The sequence below is a fragment of the Pseudomonas sp. ES1 genome (genome assembly GCF_050586605.1).
GTDB classification, from domain to species: Bacteria; Pseudomonadota; Gammaproteobacteria; order Pseudomonadales; family Pseudomonadaceae; genus Aquipseudomonas; species Aquipseudomonas sichuanensis.
Map to the genome: position 1 here is coordinate 1 of NZ_JBOBDM010000060.1, position 20,064 is coordinate 20,064.

A 20,064-nucleotide genomic window follows, 5' to 3' on the forward strand; every position below is an offset into this window, starting at 1 on the left:
ACCCGCCTTCCCGCCGATAGGCCCTCGAATGCGACACAAGGCCGGCAGGGGTCTTACAACCTCAACTCCCCCGGCGTCGCCCCGAACAACTGCTTGAACGCCGCAATGAAGGCCGACGTGGAGTCATAGCCACAGCCCAAGGCCGCGTCCGTCACACTCTCCCCCGCCTCCAGCAGCGCCAGCGATGACAAAAGGCGCATGCGCTGGCGCCAGTTGCGAAAGCTCAACCCCGTCTCACGCTGGAACAGGCGCATCAAAGTCTTCTCCGACACCCCCAACTGCACCGCCCATTGCTGCAAGGTCTGCGGCTGGTCGGGCGCGGCGATCAGCCCGTTGCACAGCGCCAGCAGGCCGGGATGGCGGGGCAACGGCAGGGAGAACGCGACTTGCGGCAAGTGGCGCAACTGGTCGAGCAGCACCGCCACCAAGCGTGCCTCGACACTGTCCCCTTCGGGGTAGTCCACGGCAAAGGTGCAGAACTGCTTGATCAGCTCCCGCGCCAGCGGCGTCACCTCCAGCACCCGGCACTCCTGCGTGGCCCAGGGGCAGGCATCGCGGCGCACGTACAGGCTGCGCATCTCGGCCTGCATCGAAGTCACCACCTCGTGCTCGGCCCCCGCCGGTATCCACACCCCCCACTGCGGCGGGGCGAAGTAGCTGCCGTCACGGGTATAGACCCCAAGCACGCCGCTGATGGCGTAGGAGAACTGCACCCAGTCATGCTGGTGGCGCGTGGTCCAGGAGCCTGCACCTAGGCTTTCGGCACGGGCGTAGAGTGGCCTGGGCAGATGGTCCAGGGCGGGGATGGGGCGCGGGGCGGGGGTCTGTCCGACGGTCGACATGGCTGAGCCTGTTGTTTCTGATCGGACAAGACTAACAGCCCCGCGCCGGCTTAGCGCTCGACGATGGCCGTCACCCCCTGCCCGCCCGCCGCGCAGATCGAAATCAGCCCACGCCCCTTGCCGCGCCCGGCCAACAGCTTGGCCATGTTGGCCAGGATGCGCCCGCCGGTCGCCGCAAACGGATGCCCGGCGGCCAGCGAGCTGCCCTTTACATTGAGCTTGCTGCGGTCGATGGCCCCCAACGGTGCGTCCAGCCCCAGGCGCGTGCGGCAGTAGTCGGGGTCTTCCCAGGCCTTGAGCGTGCACAGCACCTGCGCGGCGAAGGCTTCATGGATCTCGTAGAAATCGAAGTCCTGCAGGCGCAGGCCGTTGCGCGCCAGCAGCCGTGGCACCGCATACACCGGCGCCATCAGCAGACCCTCCTGGCCGTGGACGAAATCGACGGCGGCGTTCTCGCCATCGACCAGATACGCCAGCACTTCCAGGCCATGGGCCTGGGCCCAGTCATCACTGCCCAGCAGCACCAACGAGGCGCCATCGGTCAACGGCGTGGAATTGCCTGGCGTCAGGCTGCCCTGGCCGCTGCGATCGAACACAGGCTCAAGCCTGGCCAACTGTTCCAGAGTGAGGTCGGGGCGCAAGTTGTTGTCGCGGGTCAGGCCCAGGTAAGGCGTCAGCAGGTCCTCGTGCCAGCCTTCGGCGTAGGCGGCGGCCAGTTTCTGGTGGCTCTGCAGCGCCAGTTCATCCTGCGCCGCCCGCTCGATGTGCCAAAGCTGCGCCATGCGTTCGCAATGCTCGCCCATCGACAGCCCGGTACGCGGTTCACCGTTGCGCGGCAGTGCGGGTTTCAAGTGCCTTGGGCGCAACTTGAGGAAGGGCTTGAGACGTTCGCCCAGCGTCCGGCCACGGTGGGCCTGCAGGAGGATCTGGCGCAGGCCCTCATTGACCGCGATCGGTGCATCGGAGGTGGTGTCGACGCCGCCGGTAATGCCACTGTCGATCTGCCCCAGGGCAATTTTGTTGGCGACCAGTAGCGCGGCCTCCAGCCCCGTGCCGCAGGCCTGCTGGATATCGTAGGCCGGGGTGCATGGCGACAGGCGCGAGCCGAGCACACATTCGCGGGTCAGGTTCATGTCGTGGGAATGCTTGAGCACCGCCCCGGCCGCCACTTCACCAAGGCACAGGCCGTGCAGGCGATAACGCTCGATGAGGCCCTCCAGCGCCGCCGTCAGCATCGCCTGGTTGCTGGCCCGGGCGTAGGCGCCATTGGAGCGTGCGAAGGGAATCCGGTTACCACCCAGGATCGCGACCCGGCGAGTTGAACGCATGCCTGTAACTCCAGAAGCAAATTGATCCGTAAGCGTAGTTCTTTTCGCCTGGTAGAACGCCCCTGCCACAAACATGGTCCACACTTGCATGCTTGCCTTCAGGGAGATCCGTACATGAGTGATCGCTATCTCGGCTTTGCCAACTCCAACCTCGGCCGGCGCCTGGTCGATGCCCTCGGCCTGCCACGCCCGGCCCCGCTGGAACGCTGGCAGCCAGGCCGCCTGCGCCCGGTGGAAGGTGCCCTGGTGCTGGGCGGCGGGCCACTGGCCAGGCAGGTGGAGAGCATTGCCCCGCGCCTGACAGCCGAATGCTACAGCTTCAATGACGACAGCCTGCAATCGCCGGCCTGGGTCGCCGGCCTTGGGCCAAAACCCAAGGCGCTGGTGTTCGATGCCAGCGCGCTGGCCGATAGCGACCAGCTCAAGCAATTGCGCGAATTCTTCCAACCGCTGCTGCGCAGCCTGGCGCCTTGCGCCCACGTGGTGATCCTCGGCCGCCCCCCGCAGGCCACCGACGACCCGCAGGCCGGCGTTGCCCAACGCGCCCTGGAAGGCTTCAGCCGTTCGCTGGGCAAGGAGCTGCGCAACGGCGCCACCGCCAACCTGCTGTATGTCAGCGCCGATGCCGAGGACCAGCTGGAGGGTGCGCTGCGCTTCTTCCTTTCGCCCAAGAGCGCCTTCATCAGCGGCCAGGTACTGCACCTGGGCGCCTGCAACGCCCAGGTTGCTGACTGGACCCGCCCGCTCGCCGGGCGCCGGGCCCTGGTCACCGGCGCCGCCCGTGGTATCGGCGCGGCCATCGCCGAAACCCTGGCCCGTGATGGCGCCGAGGTGACACTGCTCGACGTGCCCCAGGCGCAAAAAGACCTCGACGCCCTCGCCGAGCGCCTGGGTGGCCGCGCCCTGGCCCTGGACATCTGCGCCGCCGACGCCGCCACGCAACTGGTCGAGGCGCTGCCCGATGGCCTCGATATCCTCGTGCACAACGCCGGCATCACCCGCGACAAGACCCTCGCCAACATGACCCCGGAATACTGGGACGCGGTGCTGGCGGTCAACCTCAAGGCGCCGCAAGTGCTCACCCAGGCGCTGTTCGAGGCTGGCAAGCTGCACGATGGCGCACGCATCACCCTGCTCGCCTCGGTCAGCGGCATCGCCGGCAACCGTGGCCAGGCCAACTACGCGGCGAGCAAGGCCGGGCTGATCGGCTTTGCCCAGGCCTGGGCACCGACACTGGCCAAACTCGGCGCCAGCATCAACGCAGTGGCCCCCGGTTTCATCGAAACCCACATGACAGCCGCCATGCCCATGGGCCTGCGCGAGGCCGGGCGGCGCCTGAGCTCGCTGGGCCAGGGCGGGCTGCCGCAGGATGTCGCCGAAGCCATCGCCTGGCTCAGCCAGCCGGGTTCGGGGGCGGTCAACGGCCAGGTCCTGCGCGTTTGCGGGCAGGCACTGATAGGAGCCTGACATGACCTTGACCTGGCACGACCTGCACAGCCCCGACGCGCGGGCCAACCTGTACCTGCGCGCCCTGCGCAAACGCAAGATCAGCGCCACGCAGCTCCCCGAGCAAGGCTTGCGCTGCTTCCTGCGGGTCGACCCGAACCACCTGGCGGCCTACCGCCGGCTCTGTCACTTCCCCGACGATGGCCGCCTGCCGGGCACCTACCCGCACATCATGGCGTTCACCCTGCAGTTGCAACTGCTGACCGCCAACGCCTTCCCCTTCCCGCTGCTGGGCATGGTGCATCTGCATAACAGCATCGAAGTGCTGCGCCCGCTCGGCGGCATCGACGGGCTGCGGTTCGCCGTGCATGCACAGAACCTGCAGGCGCACGAAAAAGGCGGCACGTTCGACCTGATCACCGAGGCCGAGGATGGCCTGGGCCTGCTCTGGCGCGAGACCAGCCGCATGCTGGTGCGCGGGCTGAAACTCGACGCCAGCGCGCAGCCAACCAGCGAAAGCGAACCCGCGGAGCTGCCCGAAGCCACCCGCTGGTACGCCGACAGCGATATCGGCCGGCGCTACGCCCGGGTGTGCGGTGACTACAACCCGATCCACCTGAGCGCGGCCAGCGCACGCCTGTTCGGTTTCCCCAGGGCCATTGCCCACGGCATGTGGAGCAAAGCCATGGCGCTGGCGGCGCTGCAGGGCCATCTACCGAAGGCCGGTTATGGCTTCGAAGTGGATTTCCACAAGCCGGTGCGCTTGCCTTCGGAAGTGATACTCAGCGCCAGTGCGGCGGCGCCAACCGGTGAGCTGCGCTTGGATGGGCATGGCGGATTGCTGCACATGGTAGGTCGCTGGCGCTCATGCTGATCATCGCGCGGGGCAAGCGTGGGAGCGGCGGTGCGCCGATTCGACTTGCCCCGCGATGAGGCCTGCGCTGATGTCACTTGCTTTACCCTCGACCTCGCCGGAAGCTATGCGCCACGAGGAGAACCCCGATGAACCTGCAAGAACTGACCGAACGCCTGCACCGGATCCGCGACACCAACGACTGGCGCGGCTTCCACAGCCCGAAGAACCTGGCCATGGCCGCCAGCGTGGAAATGGCCGAGCTGGTGGAAATCTTCCAATGGTTGAGTGAAGACCAGTCACGCCAGTTGCCCCCGGAGCAACTGGCCCATGCTGGCCAGGAGGTCGGCGACATCGTCCTCTACCTGTTGCTGCTGTGCAGCGAGCTGGGCCTGGACATGAACGACGTGGTACGGGCCAAGCTGGCCGACAGCGAGAGGCGCTTCGGCAAATGAACGACCGTCACTTCGATGAACTGGCCACCCGCTTCGCCGAGAAGATCTACGGTGGCGCCAAGGGTGCGATCCGCCTGGCGGTGCTCCAGGCCGACCTCGCCGACGCCCTGCCCGACCGCCCGCTGCGCATCCTCGACATCGGCGCTGGCCTGGGCCACATGGCCCTGTGGCTGGCCCAGCGCGGCCACCAGCTGACCCTGGCCGAGCCCGCCGAGCCTATGCTCGAAGGCGCCCGTACCCGCTTCGCCGAAGCCGGCGTGCAGGCCACGTTCATCCAGGCGCCGTGGCAGGACCTGCTCGGCCAGTTGACCGAGCCCTACGACCTGGTGCTGTGCCACGCGGTGCTGGAATGGCTGGCTGAACCGGAAAGCATCCTGCCGGTACTGCACCAGCTGACCGCCCCCGGCGGCTGGCTGTCGCTGGCGTTCTACAACCGTGACGCGCTGGTCTACCGCAACCTGCTCAAGGGCCACTTCCGCAAGTTGCGCAGCAACCGCCTGGCCGGTGAAAAGCAGAGCCTGACCCCGCAAAAACCACTTGATCCGCGCCAATTGCGGGCGCAACTTGAACCTCTGTGGCAGGTTGAAAGCGAAAGTGGCGTGCGCGTGTTCCACGACTACATGCCCAAGGAATTCCAGGACAAGGCCGAGCTGCTCGACCTGCTGGAAATGGAACTGGCGCACCGCCGTCACCCGAGTTTTGCCGGGCTCGGCCGCTACCTGCACTGGATCTGCCGCCCGCATTGACCCCAACGGCCAGGAGGAACCATGCCGTACCGCTTGCTCTGCCTGGCCCTCTTGCCGTTCGCCCTGGCCGCCTGCCAAAGCAGCAACCCCTACGTGGCCAGTGGCAACCCCATCCCGCCGGCCCCGCCCCAGGCCGCCAGCACCTTCGATGCCAGCGCCTACCCGACGCCACCGCGCGACTATGGCCGCTACCGCAGCTGGAGCTGGCGCGACAACCAGCAGCCCATCGGCCTGGCCAACGGCGAACCGGGGCAACTGGCCGACGCGGTGAGCAGCGCCCTCGATCAACAAGGCCTGCGCCCGGCCCGGGGTGGCGCGCCAGACTTGCTGGTCAGCGCCGACATCCGCCTGGAACGGCGCCTGCGCCAGGTGCGCGACTACGACAGCTACGACCCCTACTACGGGCCCTACCCGTACGGCAGCGTCGGCTACGGCGGCTACCGCAACGGCTACGGTGCCTATGGCAGCGTGCCGATCGTGCGCACCTACCAGGTCGAGGTCATGGTGGTGCGCATCGACCTGTTCGACGCGCGCAACGGCCAGCCGGTGTGGAGCGCCAGCGCCGAAAGCGGCAGCGACAAGGACTCGCCGCGCGAGCGCGAGAGCGCCCTGCGCGAATCGGTGAGCAAGGCACTGAGCGGCTATCCTCCCAGTTAACTTTTTAACGGAGAACCATCATGTTGCGACGTCTCGTTGTACTGTCCTTCGCGCTGCTGCTCGGTGCCTGTGCGAGCAACAACGTCCAGCAGGATTTCGATGCCAGCCGCGATTTCGCCGCCTACCGCAGCTGGGCCTGGCAGGAGCCCGGCCTGCAATACCGGCCGGATGACCCGCGGATCAAGAGCGACCTCACCGAACAGCGCATCCGCCAGGCCGTCGCCGGCCAGCTCGACCAGCGCGGCCTGCGCCCGGTACAGGGCAACGCCAAACCTGATGTGAAAGTGCGCGCCTATCTGATCGTCGAGGACCGCCAGCAGCAGGTCACCACCAACTACGGTGGCGCCTGGGGCGGCTATTGGGGGGGCTACTGGGGCGGCCCGATGTACAACGAGACCCGCAGCGTCGACTACAAGGTGGCGACCATCCAGGTGGACATGTTCGATGGCCGCGACGGCAAGCTGGTGTGGCGCGGCAGCGCCGAGCAGATCATGAACAACTACCCGCCCAGCCCACAGGAACGCAACACAGCGATCCAGAAAACCGTGACCCAGGTATTGAGCAACTACCCACCCCATTGATTGAGTGGTTGTCCCCATCGCCGGCAAGTCGGCTCCCACAGGTGTGGCGCATGTCTGCAGAGCGGCGCTGTACCTGTGGGAGCCGGCTTGCCGGCGATAGGCCGGTACAGACAGTCCACGACCTATACCCCAATCAAGGCAACATGCCACCACCTTGACTACACTCCCTGCACCGCCGCCGTGCTGCCAGGCCACTGGCCGGCAAAGGAGTGCCTGTGGTTGCCCATCCCGCAATACGCCAACGCGGCGCGATCGGCCTGATGGCCGCACTGACCCTTGGCCTGGCCCTGCTGTTCATGCTGCTCACCGTCGACAGCGGACGCCTGTACCTGGAACAACGCAAGCTGCAGCGCATCGCCGACATGGCCGCGCTGGAGGCCGCCGAGCATGGCGGCGTCTGCAGCGGCGCCGGCGTCCAGGCCTCGGTCCTGGCCCGCAACGCTGCCACCCGCAACGGCCATTCCGTCAACAACCCATTGATCGCCAGCTGTGGCTACCTGCGCACCGGCACTGACAACCTGCGGGTGTTCAACGCCGATAACAGCCGCCCTGAAGCGATCAAGGTCGAGGTCCGCGAGCAGGTGACCACCAGTGCCGCCGGCGGCCTGTTCAGCCTGATCGATGGCAACTTCTCGCGCACCACCACGCTGCATGCCAGCGCGGTGGCGGCCAAGCCCGCGCCGCCACAGGCGATGCTGCGAATTCGCAGCACCCTGGCAACCCTCGACTCGCGCCACTCAACCTTGCTCAATGCCCTGCTCACCAGCCTGGGCGGCAATGTCCAGCTCAACCTGGCCGGCTGGCAGGGCATTGCCGATACCCAGATCAACCTGCTCAAGTACCTCGATCAACTGGCAGTCGAGTTGAAGCTCAAGGCCGGTGATTACGACAAACTGCTCAACACCGATGCCACGGTCACCGAGTTGCTCAATGCCGCCGTCAAAGTCCTGCAGCAGAGCAGTTCGACACTCGGTGTCGCCACCAACCTTGGCAACGTTGCAGTCGGAACCCCCGGCGGCAAGCTGCATCTGGGCGACATCCTGAACATCCAGAACGGCACGGCGCAGGCCGGCCTGGACAGCAGTATCCAGCTGTTGCAACTGGTCCAAGGGGTGATCCAGTTGGCCGTGAGCAAGAATGCCGCCAACGTCGACCTGCCTATCAGCGTACTGGGGCTGGTCAATGGCCGGGTCCAGATGAAAGTGATCCAGCCCGAACAGGTCTCGGCAGTGGGCAACCCCGCCACCGACGTGATCGAAGTGCATACCGCGCAGGTGCAGGCACTGGTATCGCTCGACCTGCCACTGCTCGATGGCGTGCTTGGCTTGGTCAATGCTGTGACCAGCCTGGCCGCCCCGCTGACCTCGGTGCTCAACGACCTGCTGCACTTGAATCTGGTGGGTGTGGTCCAGTCGCTGACCTGTGCGTTGGGGCTCAGCCAGTGCAAGTACGTCGACGTGAAAGTCGTGCCGGACAAAGCATCACTGCACATCGGCATCGAAGTGGCCAAGGCAGAAAGCCGAGTGAGCGACTACCGCTGCCAAGCCGACAAACGCCTTACCGCCACCACCCGCAGCGCAGCCGCCGTCGTGACCATCGGCAGGTACAAGGATGCGAACACATTGTTCCTGAATGGGAGTTCAGCGCTCACCCCATTGCCCCTGGTCGATATCGGCATCAAGACCTGCGGCCCATTGGGCGCCGCCTGTACCCGCGCAGCTTTCGCCGGGGGCGGCCTTGGGCTCAAGGCCAACGCGCCGATCCTGCAGGCAACGGTCACCCCGTTACTGTTCGAAGGCGCTTCTGCACCACCGGATATCAACCAGCTGCCGGCCTACTTGCGCATGAGCAACCAGAATGTGGTCAGCAGCCTGACAACCACGTTTGCGGGCGTAGAGATAGAAGCCTACAAGCCTGGCGTCAGTAATGTGTTCGGTGACCTGATGACCCTGGTGGCCGGCACGCTCACTACCGTGAAAGGGATCCTGGAGCCGCTAATCAGGGGCCTGCTCAGCCCACTGATCGATCCCTTGCTCAACGTGCTGCTCAAGACCCTGGGCATCGACCTGGCCAACGCCCAGGTCGGCGCCAACCTAAGTTGCAGCAGCGGGCACGCTCAACTGCTGCTGTGAAGCGGCAGTTCAACCCGGAAACACGCACCCTCGTCGCTGTTGGCCACCGACAGGCTACCGCCCATATGGCTGACGATCCCATGGCTGACCGACAGCCCAAGGCCAGTGCCGACCCCGGCCGGCTTGGTGGTGAAGAAGGGTTCGAAGATACGTTCGAGCAGATGCGGGTCGATGCCACCGCCGTTGTCTTCCACCAGCAGGCACAGGCGCGAGCCCAGCAAGGTCTGGCGCACACGGATCCACGGCTGCGCGCGGCGCTGCTCGAGCAAAGCGTCACGGGCGTTGACCATCAGGTTGATCAACACCTGTTCCAGCTGGTCCTGATGGCCGAACACCTGCGGTTGTTCGGCGGGCGCCTCGATGCACAGGTTCACGCCCTTGCCGCGCAGCCCCTCCTCGAGCAAGGCGCGGGCCCCTTCTACCGCGCCCCAGGCGCTGAAGCACTCACGCTCGGGCGCCGAACGCCGGCCATACACACGCATGTGCTCGACCAGCCGCGCGGCGCGCTCGATCTGGGCCTCGATCCGGCGCAGCTTCTGTTCCATGTACGCAGGCTCGGCAGTGCCGTTTTCCAGGCGTTGCAGCGCGTTGACCAGGGCCATGCGCATCACGTTGAGCGGCTGGTTGATCTCGTGCACCAGCCCGGTGGCCAGCTCGCCCAGCGTGGCCATTTTCGCCCCCTGCAACAATTGCTGCTGGCTGCGCCGCACCGCCGTGTTGTCACGGCCGACAGCCTGGATCTCCAGCAGGCGGCCCTGGGCATCGAACAGCCCGCGATCGGCCCACACCCACCAGGCCTGTTCACGGCCAGGCAGTTGCAGGCAAATTTCCGCGCTGCTCATCGGTTGCTCCGGGGTCAGCGCCTGCAAACGCTGGAGGAAGTCTTCACGCTGGCTGGCGGACAGCCACTGGCCCAGGTTCGCGCCCACCAGTTGCTCCGGCGTGCAGTGCAGGTAGTCGGCCAGGGGCCGGTTGCCGAACACCAGGCTCAGGTCCGGGCGGTAGCGGCAGATCATCGCTGGCGAGTCCTCCACCAGCACGCGATAGCGCTCCTCACTCTGGCGCGTGCGCTCAGCGGCCTCGGTCGCTTCACTGACATCCAGCCACAGCCCGACCACCTCCCGCGGCTGACCGAGGTCGTCGCGCAGCAGGCGCGCCTCATCGTGCATCCAGTGGTAGCCGCCAAGCTGATCGCGCAGGCGATAACGGCAGCGCACCTGGCCGTCGCGCAACAGGTCGCGGGTGCGCGCCAGCCACAGCGGCCGGTCATCCGGGTGCACCGCCAGGCCCGGCTGGCGCGCCAGTTCGCCGTCGGCCGGCCAGCCCAGCAACGGCGCCAGGCTGGCGCTGAAGAACTCGCTTTGCAGCGCGCCGTCGGCGTAGCGCTGCACGTAGATCACCGCCGGCGAACTGGCGATCAGGTTCTCCAGCCGGGCACGGGCAGTGCCGGCCTGATGTTCCTGGGTCTTGAGCGCGCTGATGTCGAGCAGAAAACCGCGCAACTGCTGCCCCTGCAACTGGCCGACCCATTGGAACCAGCGCTGCGCCCCCATGCCTTCGGCCTCGCCCAGGCGCAGGCTGAGGTTCAGCGCCAGCCCCTCACGCGCCTGCTGCAACGCCAATTGCGCGGGCTCACGGTCGGCCGGGTGCAGGCGCGCCAACCAGTGCCCTTCACCGACCTGGCACGGCAACGCCAGCGTCGTGGCCAGCGCCGGGTCGAGTTGCAACTGGCCGTCCAGCGGCCACTCCCACCAACCCGCCCCCAGTTGCTGCTGGAGGTCGTCGAGGTGGCTGGCCTGGTGCTGCAACTGCTGGTGTCGATGGCGCGCCAGCAGCGGCTCGACCAAGGTCCGCGCCAACGCCAGCGCCATGTCGGCCGGGGGCGTCTGCGTGGCCCCGGCGCACAGCAGCCAGGCCTCGGCATCCCGCCCTTGGCGGTAGGGCACCAGGAACAGCGAAAGCCCCCCGCAGCGCGCCAGCAGCTCGGGGTCATCGGCGACCTCGATCAAGGTCTGCGCAGGCAGTTGCCGCAGCCAGGGCTGCAGCCGACCATCGTCCGGCCAGGGCCACTGGTCCTCGTTGCTGGCGTAGTGGCGCCAGCCGCCCGGTTCACGCAGCATCAGCCGCAGCGAGGAGGCCTGCCAGTGTTCAGCCAGCGCCTGCAACTGCTCGCGGGTGGTCTGCAGCAAGCGCTCGGCGCCGCATTCACGCAGCGCATGGCCAATCTCCACCAGCAGTGGCCGCTGGCGGTCCCAGCGCTGCTCGCGCAGCAGGTCGCCAATATCGAACAGCTGCAGCAGCCAAGCCTCGCCGTGGCGCTGCAACCAGCCACGGGTATGCAGCGCCTGGCCCATGACGGTGTGGAAGTCCAGATCCAGCGGCTGCCCCTGCCAATCGCCGGGTTCGCCTTCGAGCACCAGCCAGCTGTGGCGTTGCAGGTAGTCGTGCACCCGTGCGGCGGACCGCCCGGGCAAGGCCAGCAAGGTCCGCAGCGGGCCAGCCAGGCGCAGCACCCGAGCCTGATCGTCGAGCCACAGTTGCAGGCCCACCGCCGGCACGTTGGGCAGCTCGGGTGCAGGGGACGGCGGCATGCGCCAACGGTCGAACAGGCCGCCCGTCACAGTTGCAGGCTCGCCTGGGCCTGCAGGCGCGCAGGCAGCTTGGGCACCTCGCCGATCAGCGGCAGCACCAGCACTGGCAATACCCGCTCCAGCCGATCACGGGGGTAGTCGATGGTGACCGTCAGCAGCTTGTCCGCCCCCACCACAACCCGGGTGTCGCCCGCCACGTTGAAGCCGAGGGCGTCGGGCATCCAGGCCAGTTGCCGGCTTATTACCTGGTGCGCCACCCCTTGCACGTCCAGGGCATAGGTGGCGCTTGCCGGGTCGACGGCCACGCAGCGACGCACCGCCTCGCTGCTGGCCTGGTTGAACGACTGCAGCATCAGCATCGGCAGGGCATAACTGACCAGCCCATAGAACACCGCGAAAAAAATCATGAAAACCGCGACAAACTCGATGGCTGCCGCGCCTTTTTGCCGTCCCGCCGGGCTTGCTTGCATGATCGCGTCTACCCTGACTGTGAGACCTGTCTGACAGCATAGAACCGTTCAACGAATAGGGATGGCAATTTGCCAATGCAAAGCATTGTTCTCCTGATGTGGCTTGCCTTGTGCACCGAACAAGATGTCCGTGAACGGCAGATTTCCAACGCCCTCACCCTGGGTGTCGCGACCTGTGCCCTGGCCTGGCTGTTCGCCACCGGCCACACCTGGATCGGCGCCGATGCCAGCGAGGCCGGCTGGGCCCTGGCCATCGTCATGCTGCTGACATTGCCCGGCTACATGCTCGGCCGTTTCGGGGCCGGCGACGTCAAGCTGATGGCCGCCCTGGCCCTGGCCACCAGCCCGCAATATGTGCTGGGTACCTTCATCGGCGCCGGTATCACCGTGCTGGCCTGGCTGCTGGGCCGGCGTCGGCTGTGGACCTTGCTCAATCCCAAACTGAAAAAACGCCTGCAGAAACTCGCTGAAGAAGTCGGCGACAAGCAGCCCTTTGCGCCTTATGTACTGGCCGGGTTTCTCCTGACGGCGGTTTGGATCCAATGAAGACTGAACGCTCGGCTAAGGTGTACAGTCCACGTACTTGATTGCAAAGTGCGACTACTTTTTTGTTGCCGGTGCCCGCGGCCCGGCAGCAAGACCGATACGACAGGGAGTTGATCGTGAACAAGTCCGTCAGTGAAGTGAAAGTGCTGGTTGTCGACGACCAGCCGATGATTGTCGAAGAGTTGTGCGACTGGCTGGAAAGTGAAGGCTATCGCTGCATCCCGGCCCATTCCACGGACCAGGCCATCGAGCAATACATCGCCGACGAAGCCATCGGCCTGGTGCTCTGCGACCTGCATATGCCCGAGCGCGATGGCATTGAGCTGGTCCGCGCGCTGAAGCAGATCGCCGGCAGCCAACGGATGTTCGAGGCAATCATGCTGACCGGCCGCGCCGACAAGCAGGATGTGATCCGCGCCCTGCGCGAAGGCTTCGCCGACTACTACCAGAAACCCATGGACCTCACCGAGCTGCTCGAAGGCGTGCGGCGCCAGGAACTCGCCTTGCTGGAGCGTCAGCGCAACTTTCGCGAACTGGGCAGCCTCAACCAGCGCTTACAGGGCCTGGCCGACTCCATCGACGAGCTCTACCAGGACCTGGAAAAAGCCCGAGGCCAGGGCGTGCATCGCCGCGCCACGGACATCGAGGAGGCCGAGCCGGAACTGCCATCGGCATTCGAGAAGCTGTCCCCGCGCCAGATGGAAGTGGCAAAGCTGGTGAGCAAGGGCAAGACCAATTACCAGATCGCCTGCGAGCTGGGCATCACCGAGAACACCGTCAAGCTCTATGTGTCACAGGTACTGCGCCTGACCCACATGCACAACCGCACGCAGCTGGCACTGGCGCTGGCGCCCGGCTCGTCGCCGCTGCACCAGCGCTTCACCACCCATTGACGGCCATCAACCGCCGTTGTTCGACGAACTGATCTTGGTCCAGCGATAGAAGTCCGGAATCTCGTACTTGTAGCTGTCCAGCCAGCGCTGCATGGACTGGTCGCGCTCCTTGTCGGTCTGCTGCTGGCGCACCGGCGAGGCCTGCCGATTGCTCGCCTGCACCTGCAACAGCGCCTCGGTGGCGGTTTCTGCCCGCGCTTGGCGCAGCGGCTGCTCGGCCTGTGCCAGCAGTGGCGTGGCCAGGCAGGCCAGGGCTATCCAGGATTTGAACATGCTCACCTCCCGTTCAATTGATGGCCGCCGTCGGCGTGCTGCGGGCGGCGAGTGGGCCGCGCCCGCCGGCCCTGAGCTGCTGGGCCCGGGCCTGGGCTTCGGCGAACTGCTCAGGCTTGAGCCGCAGGCGCTTGACCAGGTCTTCGGCCTGGTTCCAGTTGTCCTGCAGCAGTGACAGGGCCACCAGGTTGACCGCCGGCAATGGGTTGTCGTCCTTCAGCTCAAGGGCAGTGAGGAACTCGAAGCGCGCCTGCTCGTCGTTGCCCAGTTTCATCTGCACCAGGCCCAGGTCGTTGCGCACTTTTTCATCGGTCGGCGCCAGGCGCACTGCGCGCTGCAGGTTACGCAGGGCCTGTGTGTCGTCGCCCCGCGCCGCGGCTATCTGCCCCAGGCCATGCTCGCCCTCTGCCGCCAGGCAGCCCCCCAGCAAGCTGCGATACAGCGGTTCGGCCTCGCTGCGCCCCAGCAGGCGCAGCACCTTGGCCTTGCGCAGGCGCACCTGGTCAAGGGTGTCCGGCAGTTGCTCCAGGTGCGCCAACCCCGCATGCGGGCGGCCTTCGCCAATCATCTGGTCGGCCATGTCCAGGCTCAGTTGCTGGTCGGCTGCGGGCTTGCCGCAGCTGCCGCCGCCAAGCAGGCGGGCCAGGCCTTCGGGCTGCTGCCCGGCACAACCGGTCAGCAGCAACAGGCCCGTCATCAGCACTATCGCTTTCATCCCTCTCCCCCCTCAGGATCCCAATGCCCGCGCCAAGGCGGAAAAGCCCGGCCCGGCCAGGACGATAAGCAAGGCCGGGAACAGGAACACCATCATCACCGCCGACATCTTTGCCGACATCTTCGACACCCGCTCCTGCAGGCCGGTCAGGCGCCGGTCATCCAGCAGTTCCTTGAGCGCCAGCAACGACTTCATCGAACCGCTGCCTTGCACCAGCAACTGCTGGAGGATCACGCAGGTGTCGATGAACTCGTCCACCGCCAGCAGCCGTGCGGTCTTTTCCAGCTCCGGCCCCAGCGCCAGGCCCGAGTCGACCCGCTGCAACACCAGCTGCAATTCGTCGCAGATGTTCGGCACCAGGCTGCGCCCCTCCAGGGCCAGCACGCGCAAGGCCTGCTCCACCGCAAGGCCGGTCTCGAACAGAATGCGCAGCAAGGGGATCATCAGGCTGACTTCCTGGGCGATCTTGCGCTGGCGTCGCGCCGCCGCCGCGGCGAGCAGGCGCTTGGGCACCAGGTAGCCGGCACCCAGCGCACAGAGCACCAGCACCATCCAGTTGCCCCGGCGCTCCCCCGGCAAGCCATGCACCATCACCAGCACCAGGCCTGCTGCCAGCAATGGCACTCCGAGCTGCAGCGCGGCGAACAACGCCCGCTGCCGGCTGCGCCGCCAGCCCAGGCGATCCAGCAGCACCTGGGTCTCGCCGTCGAGACGCTGCAGGCGTCGCCCCAGCGGGCTGCTGCCCAGCCACTGCAGCCAGTCGCCCAATCGTTCGTCAGGGGCCAGCCGCCCCTGCAGCCGCCGCGCCACCCGCTGCCGGGCGCGCAGCTGCCGCGCGGCCTGCAGCGCCAGCAGGGCAAAGCCGGCCAGCAGGCACAGGGCGCTGAACAACATGGCAGCGTTCACAGGCGCCTCATCATGCGCCACAGCACCAGGCAACCGATGGCCTGGAGGGCGAAGGCCAGCAGCAACATCGTCTGCCCATGGCTGTCGCGCCACATGCCCAGCAGGTAACCGGGGTTGGCGAGCAGGAAATAACCGACCATGCCCAACGGCAACGCCCCCAAAATCCACGCAGTGATGCGCGTTTCGCCGGTCATCGCGCGCAACTGGCGGTCGCCCTGCTCGTGCTCGCGGATCAGCTTGATCAGGTTCTCCATCAATTCGCTGGCATTGCCGCCATGACGCTGGTTGATGCGCAGGCCCAGGGCAAACAGGCGCAGCTCGTCCTGGCGGTACAACTCGGCCAGTTCACTGACCGCATCCTCCAGCGGCACCCCCATGCGCACGTTGCGCCGCACCCGCAGCATCGCCGAATGCAGTGGCTCGCGCGTGCCGTCGATCCCCCCGAGCACCGCGTCGTTCAAGGTACGCCCGGCTTTGAGGCTGCGCACGCTGTAGTCCAGCAGCCCAGGCAGTTGCTCGACGATCTGCCGCACCCGTCGGCGGCAGCGCCAACTGAGGTAGCCATGGCCAAGCAAAGGCAGGCCGAGCAGCATCAGCACTGCCGCCACCCAGCCTGCGGCCAGGCCGGCGACCAGCACCAGGCCCAGCCAGGCCAGCAACCCGTAGTGCAAGCTGCGCTCGCCCGGCGTCAGGCCGGCCCGCTGCAACAGCGGGTCGAGCCAGTCACGCCTGGCACTGGCGCCGCGCACTGCGCGGTAGGCCCGGCCCAGGCGCTGCAGGATGCGCTCCTCACCACGCTTGTGCAGGGCCACACGCCACAGCAGCAACGCCATGCCCAGGCACAGCGGCGCCAATGCCAGCAGCAGCGGGCCGATCACAGCAGGCCCTCGTGGCGCAGCTTGGCCCCTGCCGGGTGCGGCGCCTCGCTAAGGAACACATCGCCGCCGCGCCGGTCGAGGCGGAACAAGGTATTGGTGACGTACACGTCGTCACGCACGCCGACCACCTCCAGCACTTCGCTCACACAACGGCGACCATCGGCCAGGCGGGTCAGCTGGATCACCACATCCAGCGCCGCGCAGATCATCTGGCGCAGGGTCTTCTCGGCCACCTGGCGGCCCGTCAGGCCGACCAGGGTTTCCAGGCGCAGCAGGGCATCCTGCGCACTGTTGGCGTGCACGGTGCTCATTGAGCCATCGTGGCCGGTGTTCATCGCCGTCATCACATCGACCACTTCGGCGCCACGGATCTCGCCGAGGATGATGCGGTCGGGGCGCATGCGCAGGGCGTTGCGGATCAACTCGCTGGCCTTGATCTCGCCATGGCCTTCGGCGTTGGGCGGACGGGTTTCCAGGCGCACCACGTGCGGGTGGTGCAGTTGCAGCTCGGCGACATCCTCGATGGTCACCAGCCGCTCCTGGGGCGCGATCATCTGGCTGAGGATATTGAGCAAGGTGGTCTTGCCGGTGCCGGTGCCGCCACTGACGAGGATGTTGCAGCGCCGGCCCACGGCACGTTCGAGGAAATCGTAGATCGCCTGGTCGATGGCCCGGGTGGCCAGCAGGTCGGCACTCTTGAGCATGTCCTGGCGGAACTTGCGGATCGACAGGCACGGCCCGTCCAGCGCCACCGGCGGGATGATCGCATTGACCCGGCTGCCATCGGGCATGCGCGCATCGACCATCGGCGACGACTCGTCCAGGCGCCGCCCCAAGGGCGCCAGGATGCGCTGCATCACCCGTTGCACATGGTGTGCGTCGATAAAACGCAAGTCGGTGTGCTGCAGCAGCCCGCCCCGTTCGACGAATACCCGGTACGGGCCATTGACCAGGATCTCGGTGACACTCGGGTCGCGCAGCAGCACTTCCAGCGGACCATAGCCGGTCAGCTCGTCGACGATCTCTTCGGCCAGGCGCTCCATCTCGTAACGCGACAGGGCCAGGCGCAGGCGCGCCACATAGTCGCCCACCTGCTCCAGGACGAACTGCGCCAGGGCCGGGCGCGCGCCTTCGAGCAGGTTGCGGCCAGTGTCCTCGATGGCATCGATGACATGCCGGTGCAGGGCCCGCTTAAGCACCTGCGGGTCGTTTGCCGCCTGCCGCGGCCCACCAAAGGGTTCTTCGCTGCTCATCGGTTGCTCCACAGGCGGCGCAGCCAGGTATGGGTGGGGGGCGCCAGGTTTTCCGAGCGCCGCGCCAGGCGCTCGCCGAGTTCGCGCAGTGCCTGGCTCAGCGCTTCGCGTGGGGCCAGCTCGAACAGGCTCAGGCCCTGGTTCTTGGCATTCAGGCGCAGCTCCGGGCTGTAGGGCATGACCTTGAGCAGCTTCAAGCCATAGCGCTTGGCCAGGGCCTCGGCATCCGGCGCTACATGGCGCATGAAGCGGTCGACCAGCAGGCTGGCATGGTCGAGCTTGATGCCGCGATCACGCCACTGCTCGAGCAGCTCCAGGTTGCGCCGGCAATCGAGGATGTTCTGGTCGGTGTACAGGATCAGCTTGTCGCAATGGCTGACCAGGGTGCGCAACGCTTCGCTGTCGGCCTGCCCGGTGAGGTTCAGCACGATGTGCTGGAAATGCTGGCGCAAGGCACTGAGCAGCATGTACAGCTCGGCGGCACTGGTCTGCTCCAACGCCTCGTCGCTGGCGGCGTAGGCGAGAATGCGCAGGCCGCCTTTGTCGCGGGTGAAGGCGCTGTCGATCAGCGTGGCGTCGAGCCGGCGCAGGTGGCGCAAGGCATCGCCGAAGTGGAACGACGCCTCCAGCCCCAACAGCGCCAGGCTGTCGCCACGGGGCAGGCCCAGGTCGAGCAGCAGGGTCTGCTGGCCGCTGTCCTGCACCACCCGCGCCAGGTGGGTGGTCAACAGCGCACCGTCGGCCCCGCGCTGGGCACCGTAGAGCACGCTGAGCCCACCCAGGCTGGGGTTGCTGGCCACGGTCGGCAGGCGTTTGCCCAGGCGCCGTACCAGCCCGGCCACCTCGCTGGCACGCGAGCCATAGGCGACGAAGTCGCGGGCGCCAGCGCGCATGGCATGCAGTACCAACTGGTTGTCCATGCCATCGCCAAGCGCGACGATGGCCAGCATCGGCTTGGCCTCCAGTACCCCTTCGATCAGCGCGCACTGGGCGATCAGTTGCTCGCGGTCGAGGCCGATGAACACCAGGTTGCTGAAGGTCATGTCGACCAGCGCGAGCAACTCGTCGAGGCTCGGGCCATTGGCACCGATCACCTGCCCCAACGGCGCCAGAGCGCCCTGCAGCCAGTGCAGGTCGTCCTGGTTGCGGGTCAGGGCCAGGTAAGTCTGGTTGTGGCTTTCGTTCATCGGGACAACCCGCCTTGGCCTTCGAAGCTGCCGTTTTCCATAAAGAACAGGCGACCCCAACTGGGGTCGTAGGTACGCAGCGCCTCGCCGGGCAGCTCCGGCAGGCGCGCGTCGGCGGCCAGCGGCTGGACCAGGTGCGGGGTCACGATCATCAGCAGTTCGGTCTCTTCACGGTTGAGCGCCGATTGGCGGAAGAACGCGCCGATGATCGGCAGGTTGCCCAACCCCGGCAGCTTGTCCACGGACGAGCGCACGTTGCTGCTGACCAGCCCGCTGATGATGAAACTCTCGCCATCGGCCAGGGAAATGCTGGTGTCGGTGCGCCGCACGCTCAGGGCCGGCACCTGGGTGCCGGCGATGGTCACCGCGTTGCTGTAGTCCAGCTCGCTGACCTCGGGGGCCACCTTGAGGGTGATGCGGTTGCGGCTGACCACCGTGGGGGTCAAGGCCAGGCGCACGCCAAATTCCTTGTACTCGATCGAGACGTTGTCGCTACCGCTGCTGGGCACCGGGATGGGCACCTCGCCACCGGCCAGGAAGCTTGCGGTCAGGCCGCTGAGCACGGTCAGGCTGGGCCGCGCCAGGGTGTAGGCGAAACCGCTGTTCTCAAGGGCGTTGATCATTGCCAGGAAACGGCTGCTGCCGCCGCCCCAGACAATGTTGAAGACGTTGTTGTCGAGCGGGATGCCCGGCCGCACATCGGCGTAGGTCACCGGGTTGGTTCCGGTCTGGATGCCCGGCACGTAGTCGGGGCGCACAAAGGTGTTGGGCACCGTGTTGGGCGAGCCGAACAGGCTGTTGTTGGAGCCTTTGAAGAACAGCCTGGCGCCGGCTTCCTTGTATTTTTGCCGGCGCACCTCGACGAAACGGATATCGGCCTGCACCTGGATCGGCAGGGCGTCCTGCCCGGCCAAGGGTTGCGTCACCTCGGCCATGTCCGCGCTGGCCCGGCCCTTGACGAACAGCATGGCCCGGTGCGGTCGCGGGGCGCAGTCTGTCCACAGCATCACGCTGGTATTGCCCTGCCCCACCGAGGTCAGCAGCACGGCGCGTTCGCCGCTGGGTTGCACATCGGCCACCTTGGGGTCACCCACCGCGGCGCGGATGATGGCCACCGGCAGGCGCAGCTCCTGCTGCAGGCCCTGGTCCATCTCGATCACCGAAGGCAATTGGTCGAATGCTGCGCACCCCTTGCCCGCCGCTTGCGCTACCGGCATCACCAACGACAGGGCGAGACACCACAGCCAGGGCCGCTGCGCGGGGCGACGCGGCGTGCAACGCCAGGAACTACGCAAAGAACTACGCATGAAAT

General features: G+C 66.7%; 20 protein-coding genes. 9 read left to right on the forward strand and 11 right to left on the reverse strand.

The genetic code is table 11. The features are described from left to right. Positions 1-53: 53 nt before the first annotated feature. Both ACQ4N9_RS21675 and ACQ4N9_RS21680 read right to left on the reverse strand, forming a co-directional pair. Positions 54-842 carry an AraC family transcriptional regulator gene (locus ACQ4N9_RS21675; RefSeq protein ID WP_390966061.1) on the reverse strand — a complete coding sequence of 263 codons (789 nt, stop codon included), beginning with the start codon at positions 840-842 and terminating at the stop codon, positions 54-56. A 50-nt stretch (positions 843-892) separates the two neighbouring features. Continuing rightward, positions 893-2,170, reverse strand: a complete 1,278-nt coding sequence (locus tag ACQ4N9_RS21680) for an acetyl-CoA C-acetyltransferase (protein ID WP_390966059.1) — start codon at positions 2,168-2,170, stop codon at positions 893-895. A gap of 114 nt (positions 2,171-2,284) precedes the next feature. On the opposite strand from ACQ4N9_RS21680, the gene ACQ4N9_RS21685 reads away from it, so the two are divergent. From ACQ4N9_RS21685 to ACQ4N9_RS21715, 7 genes are all read left to right on the forward strand, one after another. Continuing rightward, positions 2,285-3,637, forward strand: a complete 1,353-nt coding sequence (locus ACQ4N9_RS21685; RefSeq protein ID WP_390966057.1) for a 3-oxoacyl-ACP reductase — start codon at positions 2,285-2,287, stop codon at positions 3,635-3,637. A 1-nt stretch (position 3,638) separates the two neighbouring features. Beyond that, positions 3,639-4,490 carry a MaoC family dehydratase gene (locus tag ACQ4N9_RS21690; RefSeq protein ID WP_390966055.1) on the forward strand — a complete coding sequence of 284 codons (852 nt, stop codon included), beginning with the start codon at positions 3,639-3,641 and terminating at the stop codon, positions 4,488-4,490. A gap of 128 nt (positions 4,491-4,618) precedes the next feature. Next, positions 4,619-4,924 (forward strand): MazG-like family protein, encoded by a 306-nt coding sequence (locus ACQ4N9_RS21695; protein ID WP_125465667.1) that lies wholly within the window; start codon positions 4,619-4,621, stop codon positions 4,922-4,924. Further along, positions 4,921-5,670: a methyltransferase domain-containing protein gene (locus ACQ4N9_RS21700; RefSeq protein ID WP_125465668.1), complete on the forward strand. Its 750-nt coding sequence runs from the start codon at positions 4,921-4,923 to the stop codon at positions 5,668-5,670. The genes ACQ4N9_RS21695 and ACQ4N9_RS21700 overlap by 4 nt, the downstream gene beginning before the upstream one ends. 21 nt (positions 5,671-5,691) lie before the next feature. Further along, positions 5,692-6,327, forward strand: coding sequence for a DUF4136 domain-containing protein (locus tag ACQ4N9_RS21705; RefSeq protein ID WP_390966052.1), 636 nt, complete (start codon positions 5,692-5,694; stop codon positions 6,325-6,327). Between the two features lie 20 nt (positions 6,328-6,347). Further along, the gene (locus tag ACQ4N9_RS21710; RefSeq protein WP_125465670.1) at positions 6,348-6,908 is read left to right on the forward strand and encodes a DUF4136 domain-containing protein; all 561 of its coding nucleotides are present in this window, start codon (positions 6,348-6,350) and stop codon (positions 6,906-6,908) included. A 215-nt stretch (positions 6,909-7,123) separates the two neighbouring features. Next, entirely contained in the window at positions 7,124-9,040 is a 1,917-nt protein-coding gene (locus ACQ4N9_RS21715; RefSeq protein ID WP_390966050.1) for a pilus assembly protein TadG-related protein, read from the forward strand. Here the strand turns inward: ACQ4N9_RS21715 and ACQ4N9_RS21720 are convergent. After that, positions 9,025-11,631, reverse strand: a complete 2,607-nt coding sequence (locus ACQ4N9_RS21720) for a PAS domain-containing sensor histidine kinase (RefSeq protein ID WP_390966048.1) — start codon at positions 11,629-11,631, stop codon at positions 9,025-9,027. The two genes, ACQ4N9_RS21715 and ACQ4N9_RS21720, sit on opposite strands and share 16 nt — an antisense overlap. A gap of 26 nt (positions 11,632-11,657) precedes the next feature. Further along, on the reverse strand, positions 11,658-12,101 hold the full coding sequence (locus ACQ4N9_RS21725) for a TadE/TadG family type IV pilus assembly protein (protein ID WP_110992913.1): 444 nt from the start codon (positions 12,099-12,101) through the stop codon (positions 11,658-11,660). A 75-nt stretch (positions 12,102-12,176) separates the two neighbouring features. On the opposite strand from ACQ4N9_RS21725, the gene ACQ4N9_RS21730 reads away from it, so the two are divergent. Both ACQ4N9_RS21730 and ACQ4N9_RS21735 read left to right on the forward strand, forming a co-directional pair. Next, a complete protein-coding gene (locus ACQ4N9_RS21730; RefSeq protein WP_390966046.1) occupies positions 12,177-12,647 on the forward strand; it encodes an A24 family peptidase in 471 nt (156 codons plus the stop codon). Positions 12,648-12,757: 110 nt separating this feature from the next. After that, entirely contained in the window at positions 12,758-13,540 is a 783-nt protein-coding gene (locus ACQ4N9_RS21735; RefSeq protein WP_374045856.1) for a response regulator, read from the forward strand. 6 nt (positions 13,541-13,546) lie between these two features. On the opposite strand, the gene ACQ4N9_RS21740 is transcribed toward ACQ4N9_RS21735, so the two are convergent. The 7 genes from ACQ4N9_RS21740 to ACQ4N9_RS21770 are packed head-to-tail and all read right to left on the reverse strand — an operon-like array spanning position 13,547 to position 20,059. Further along, on the reverse strand, positions 13,547-13,813 hold the full coding sequence (locus tag ACQ4N9_RS21740; protein WP_390966044.1) for a DUF3613 domain-containing protein: 267 nt from the start codon (positions 13,811-13,813) through the stop codon (positions 13,547-13,549). A gap of 13 nt (positions 13,814-13,826) precedes the next feature. Beyond that, complete coding sequence (locus ACQ4N9_RS21745; RefSeq protein ID WP_390966042.1) at positions 13,827-14,528, reverse strand: tetratricopeptide repeat protein; 702 nt, start codon at positions 14,526-14,528, stop codon at positions 13,827-13,829. 12 nt (positions 14,529-14,540) lie between these two features. After that, on the reverse strand, positions 14,541-15,422 hold the full coding sequence (locus ACQ4N9_RS21750; RefSeq protein ID WP_390966095.1) for a type II secretion system F family protein: 882 nt from the start codon (positions 15,420-15,422) through the stop codon (positions 14,541-14,543). A gap of 8 nt (positions 15,423-15,430) precedes the next feature. Further along, on the reverse strand, positions 15,431-16,312 hold the full coding sequence (locus ACQ4N9_RS21755; RefSeq protein WP_390966041.1) for a type II secretion system F family protein: 882 nt from the start codon (positions 16,310-16,312) through the stop codon (positions 15,431-15,433). Further along, complete coding sequence (locus ACQ4N9_RS21760; protein WP_125465677.1) at positions 16,309-17,565, reverse strand: CpaF family protein; 1,257 nt, start codon at positions 17,563-17,565, stop codon at positions 16,309-16,311. The genes ACQ4N9_RS21755 and ACQ4N9_RS21760 overlap by 4 nt, the downstream gene beginning before the upstream one ends. Beyond that, positions 17,562-18,752, reverse strand: coding sequence for a pilus assembly protein (locus ACQ4N9_RS21765; protein ID WP_390966039.1), 1,191 nt, complete (start codon positions 18,750-18,752; stop codon positions 17,562-17,564). The genes ACQ4N9_RS21760 and ACQ4N9_RS21765 overlap by 4 nt, the downstream gene beginning before the upstream one ends. Further along, positions 18,749-20,059 carry a type II and III secretion system protein family protein gene (locus tag ACQ4N9_RS21770; protein WP_390966037.1) on the reverse strand — a complete coding sequence of 437 codons (1,311 nt, stop codon included), beginning with the start codon at positions 20,057-20,059 and terminating at the stop codon, positions 18,749-18,751. The genes ACQ4N9_RS21765 and ACQ4N9_RS21770 overlap by 4 nt, the downstream gene beginning before the upstream one ends. Between the last annotated feature and the right edge of the window lie 5 nt (positions 20,060-20,064).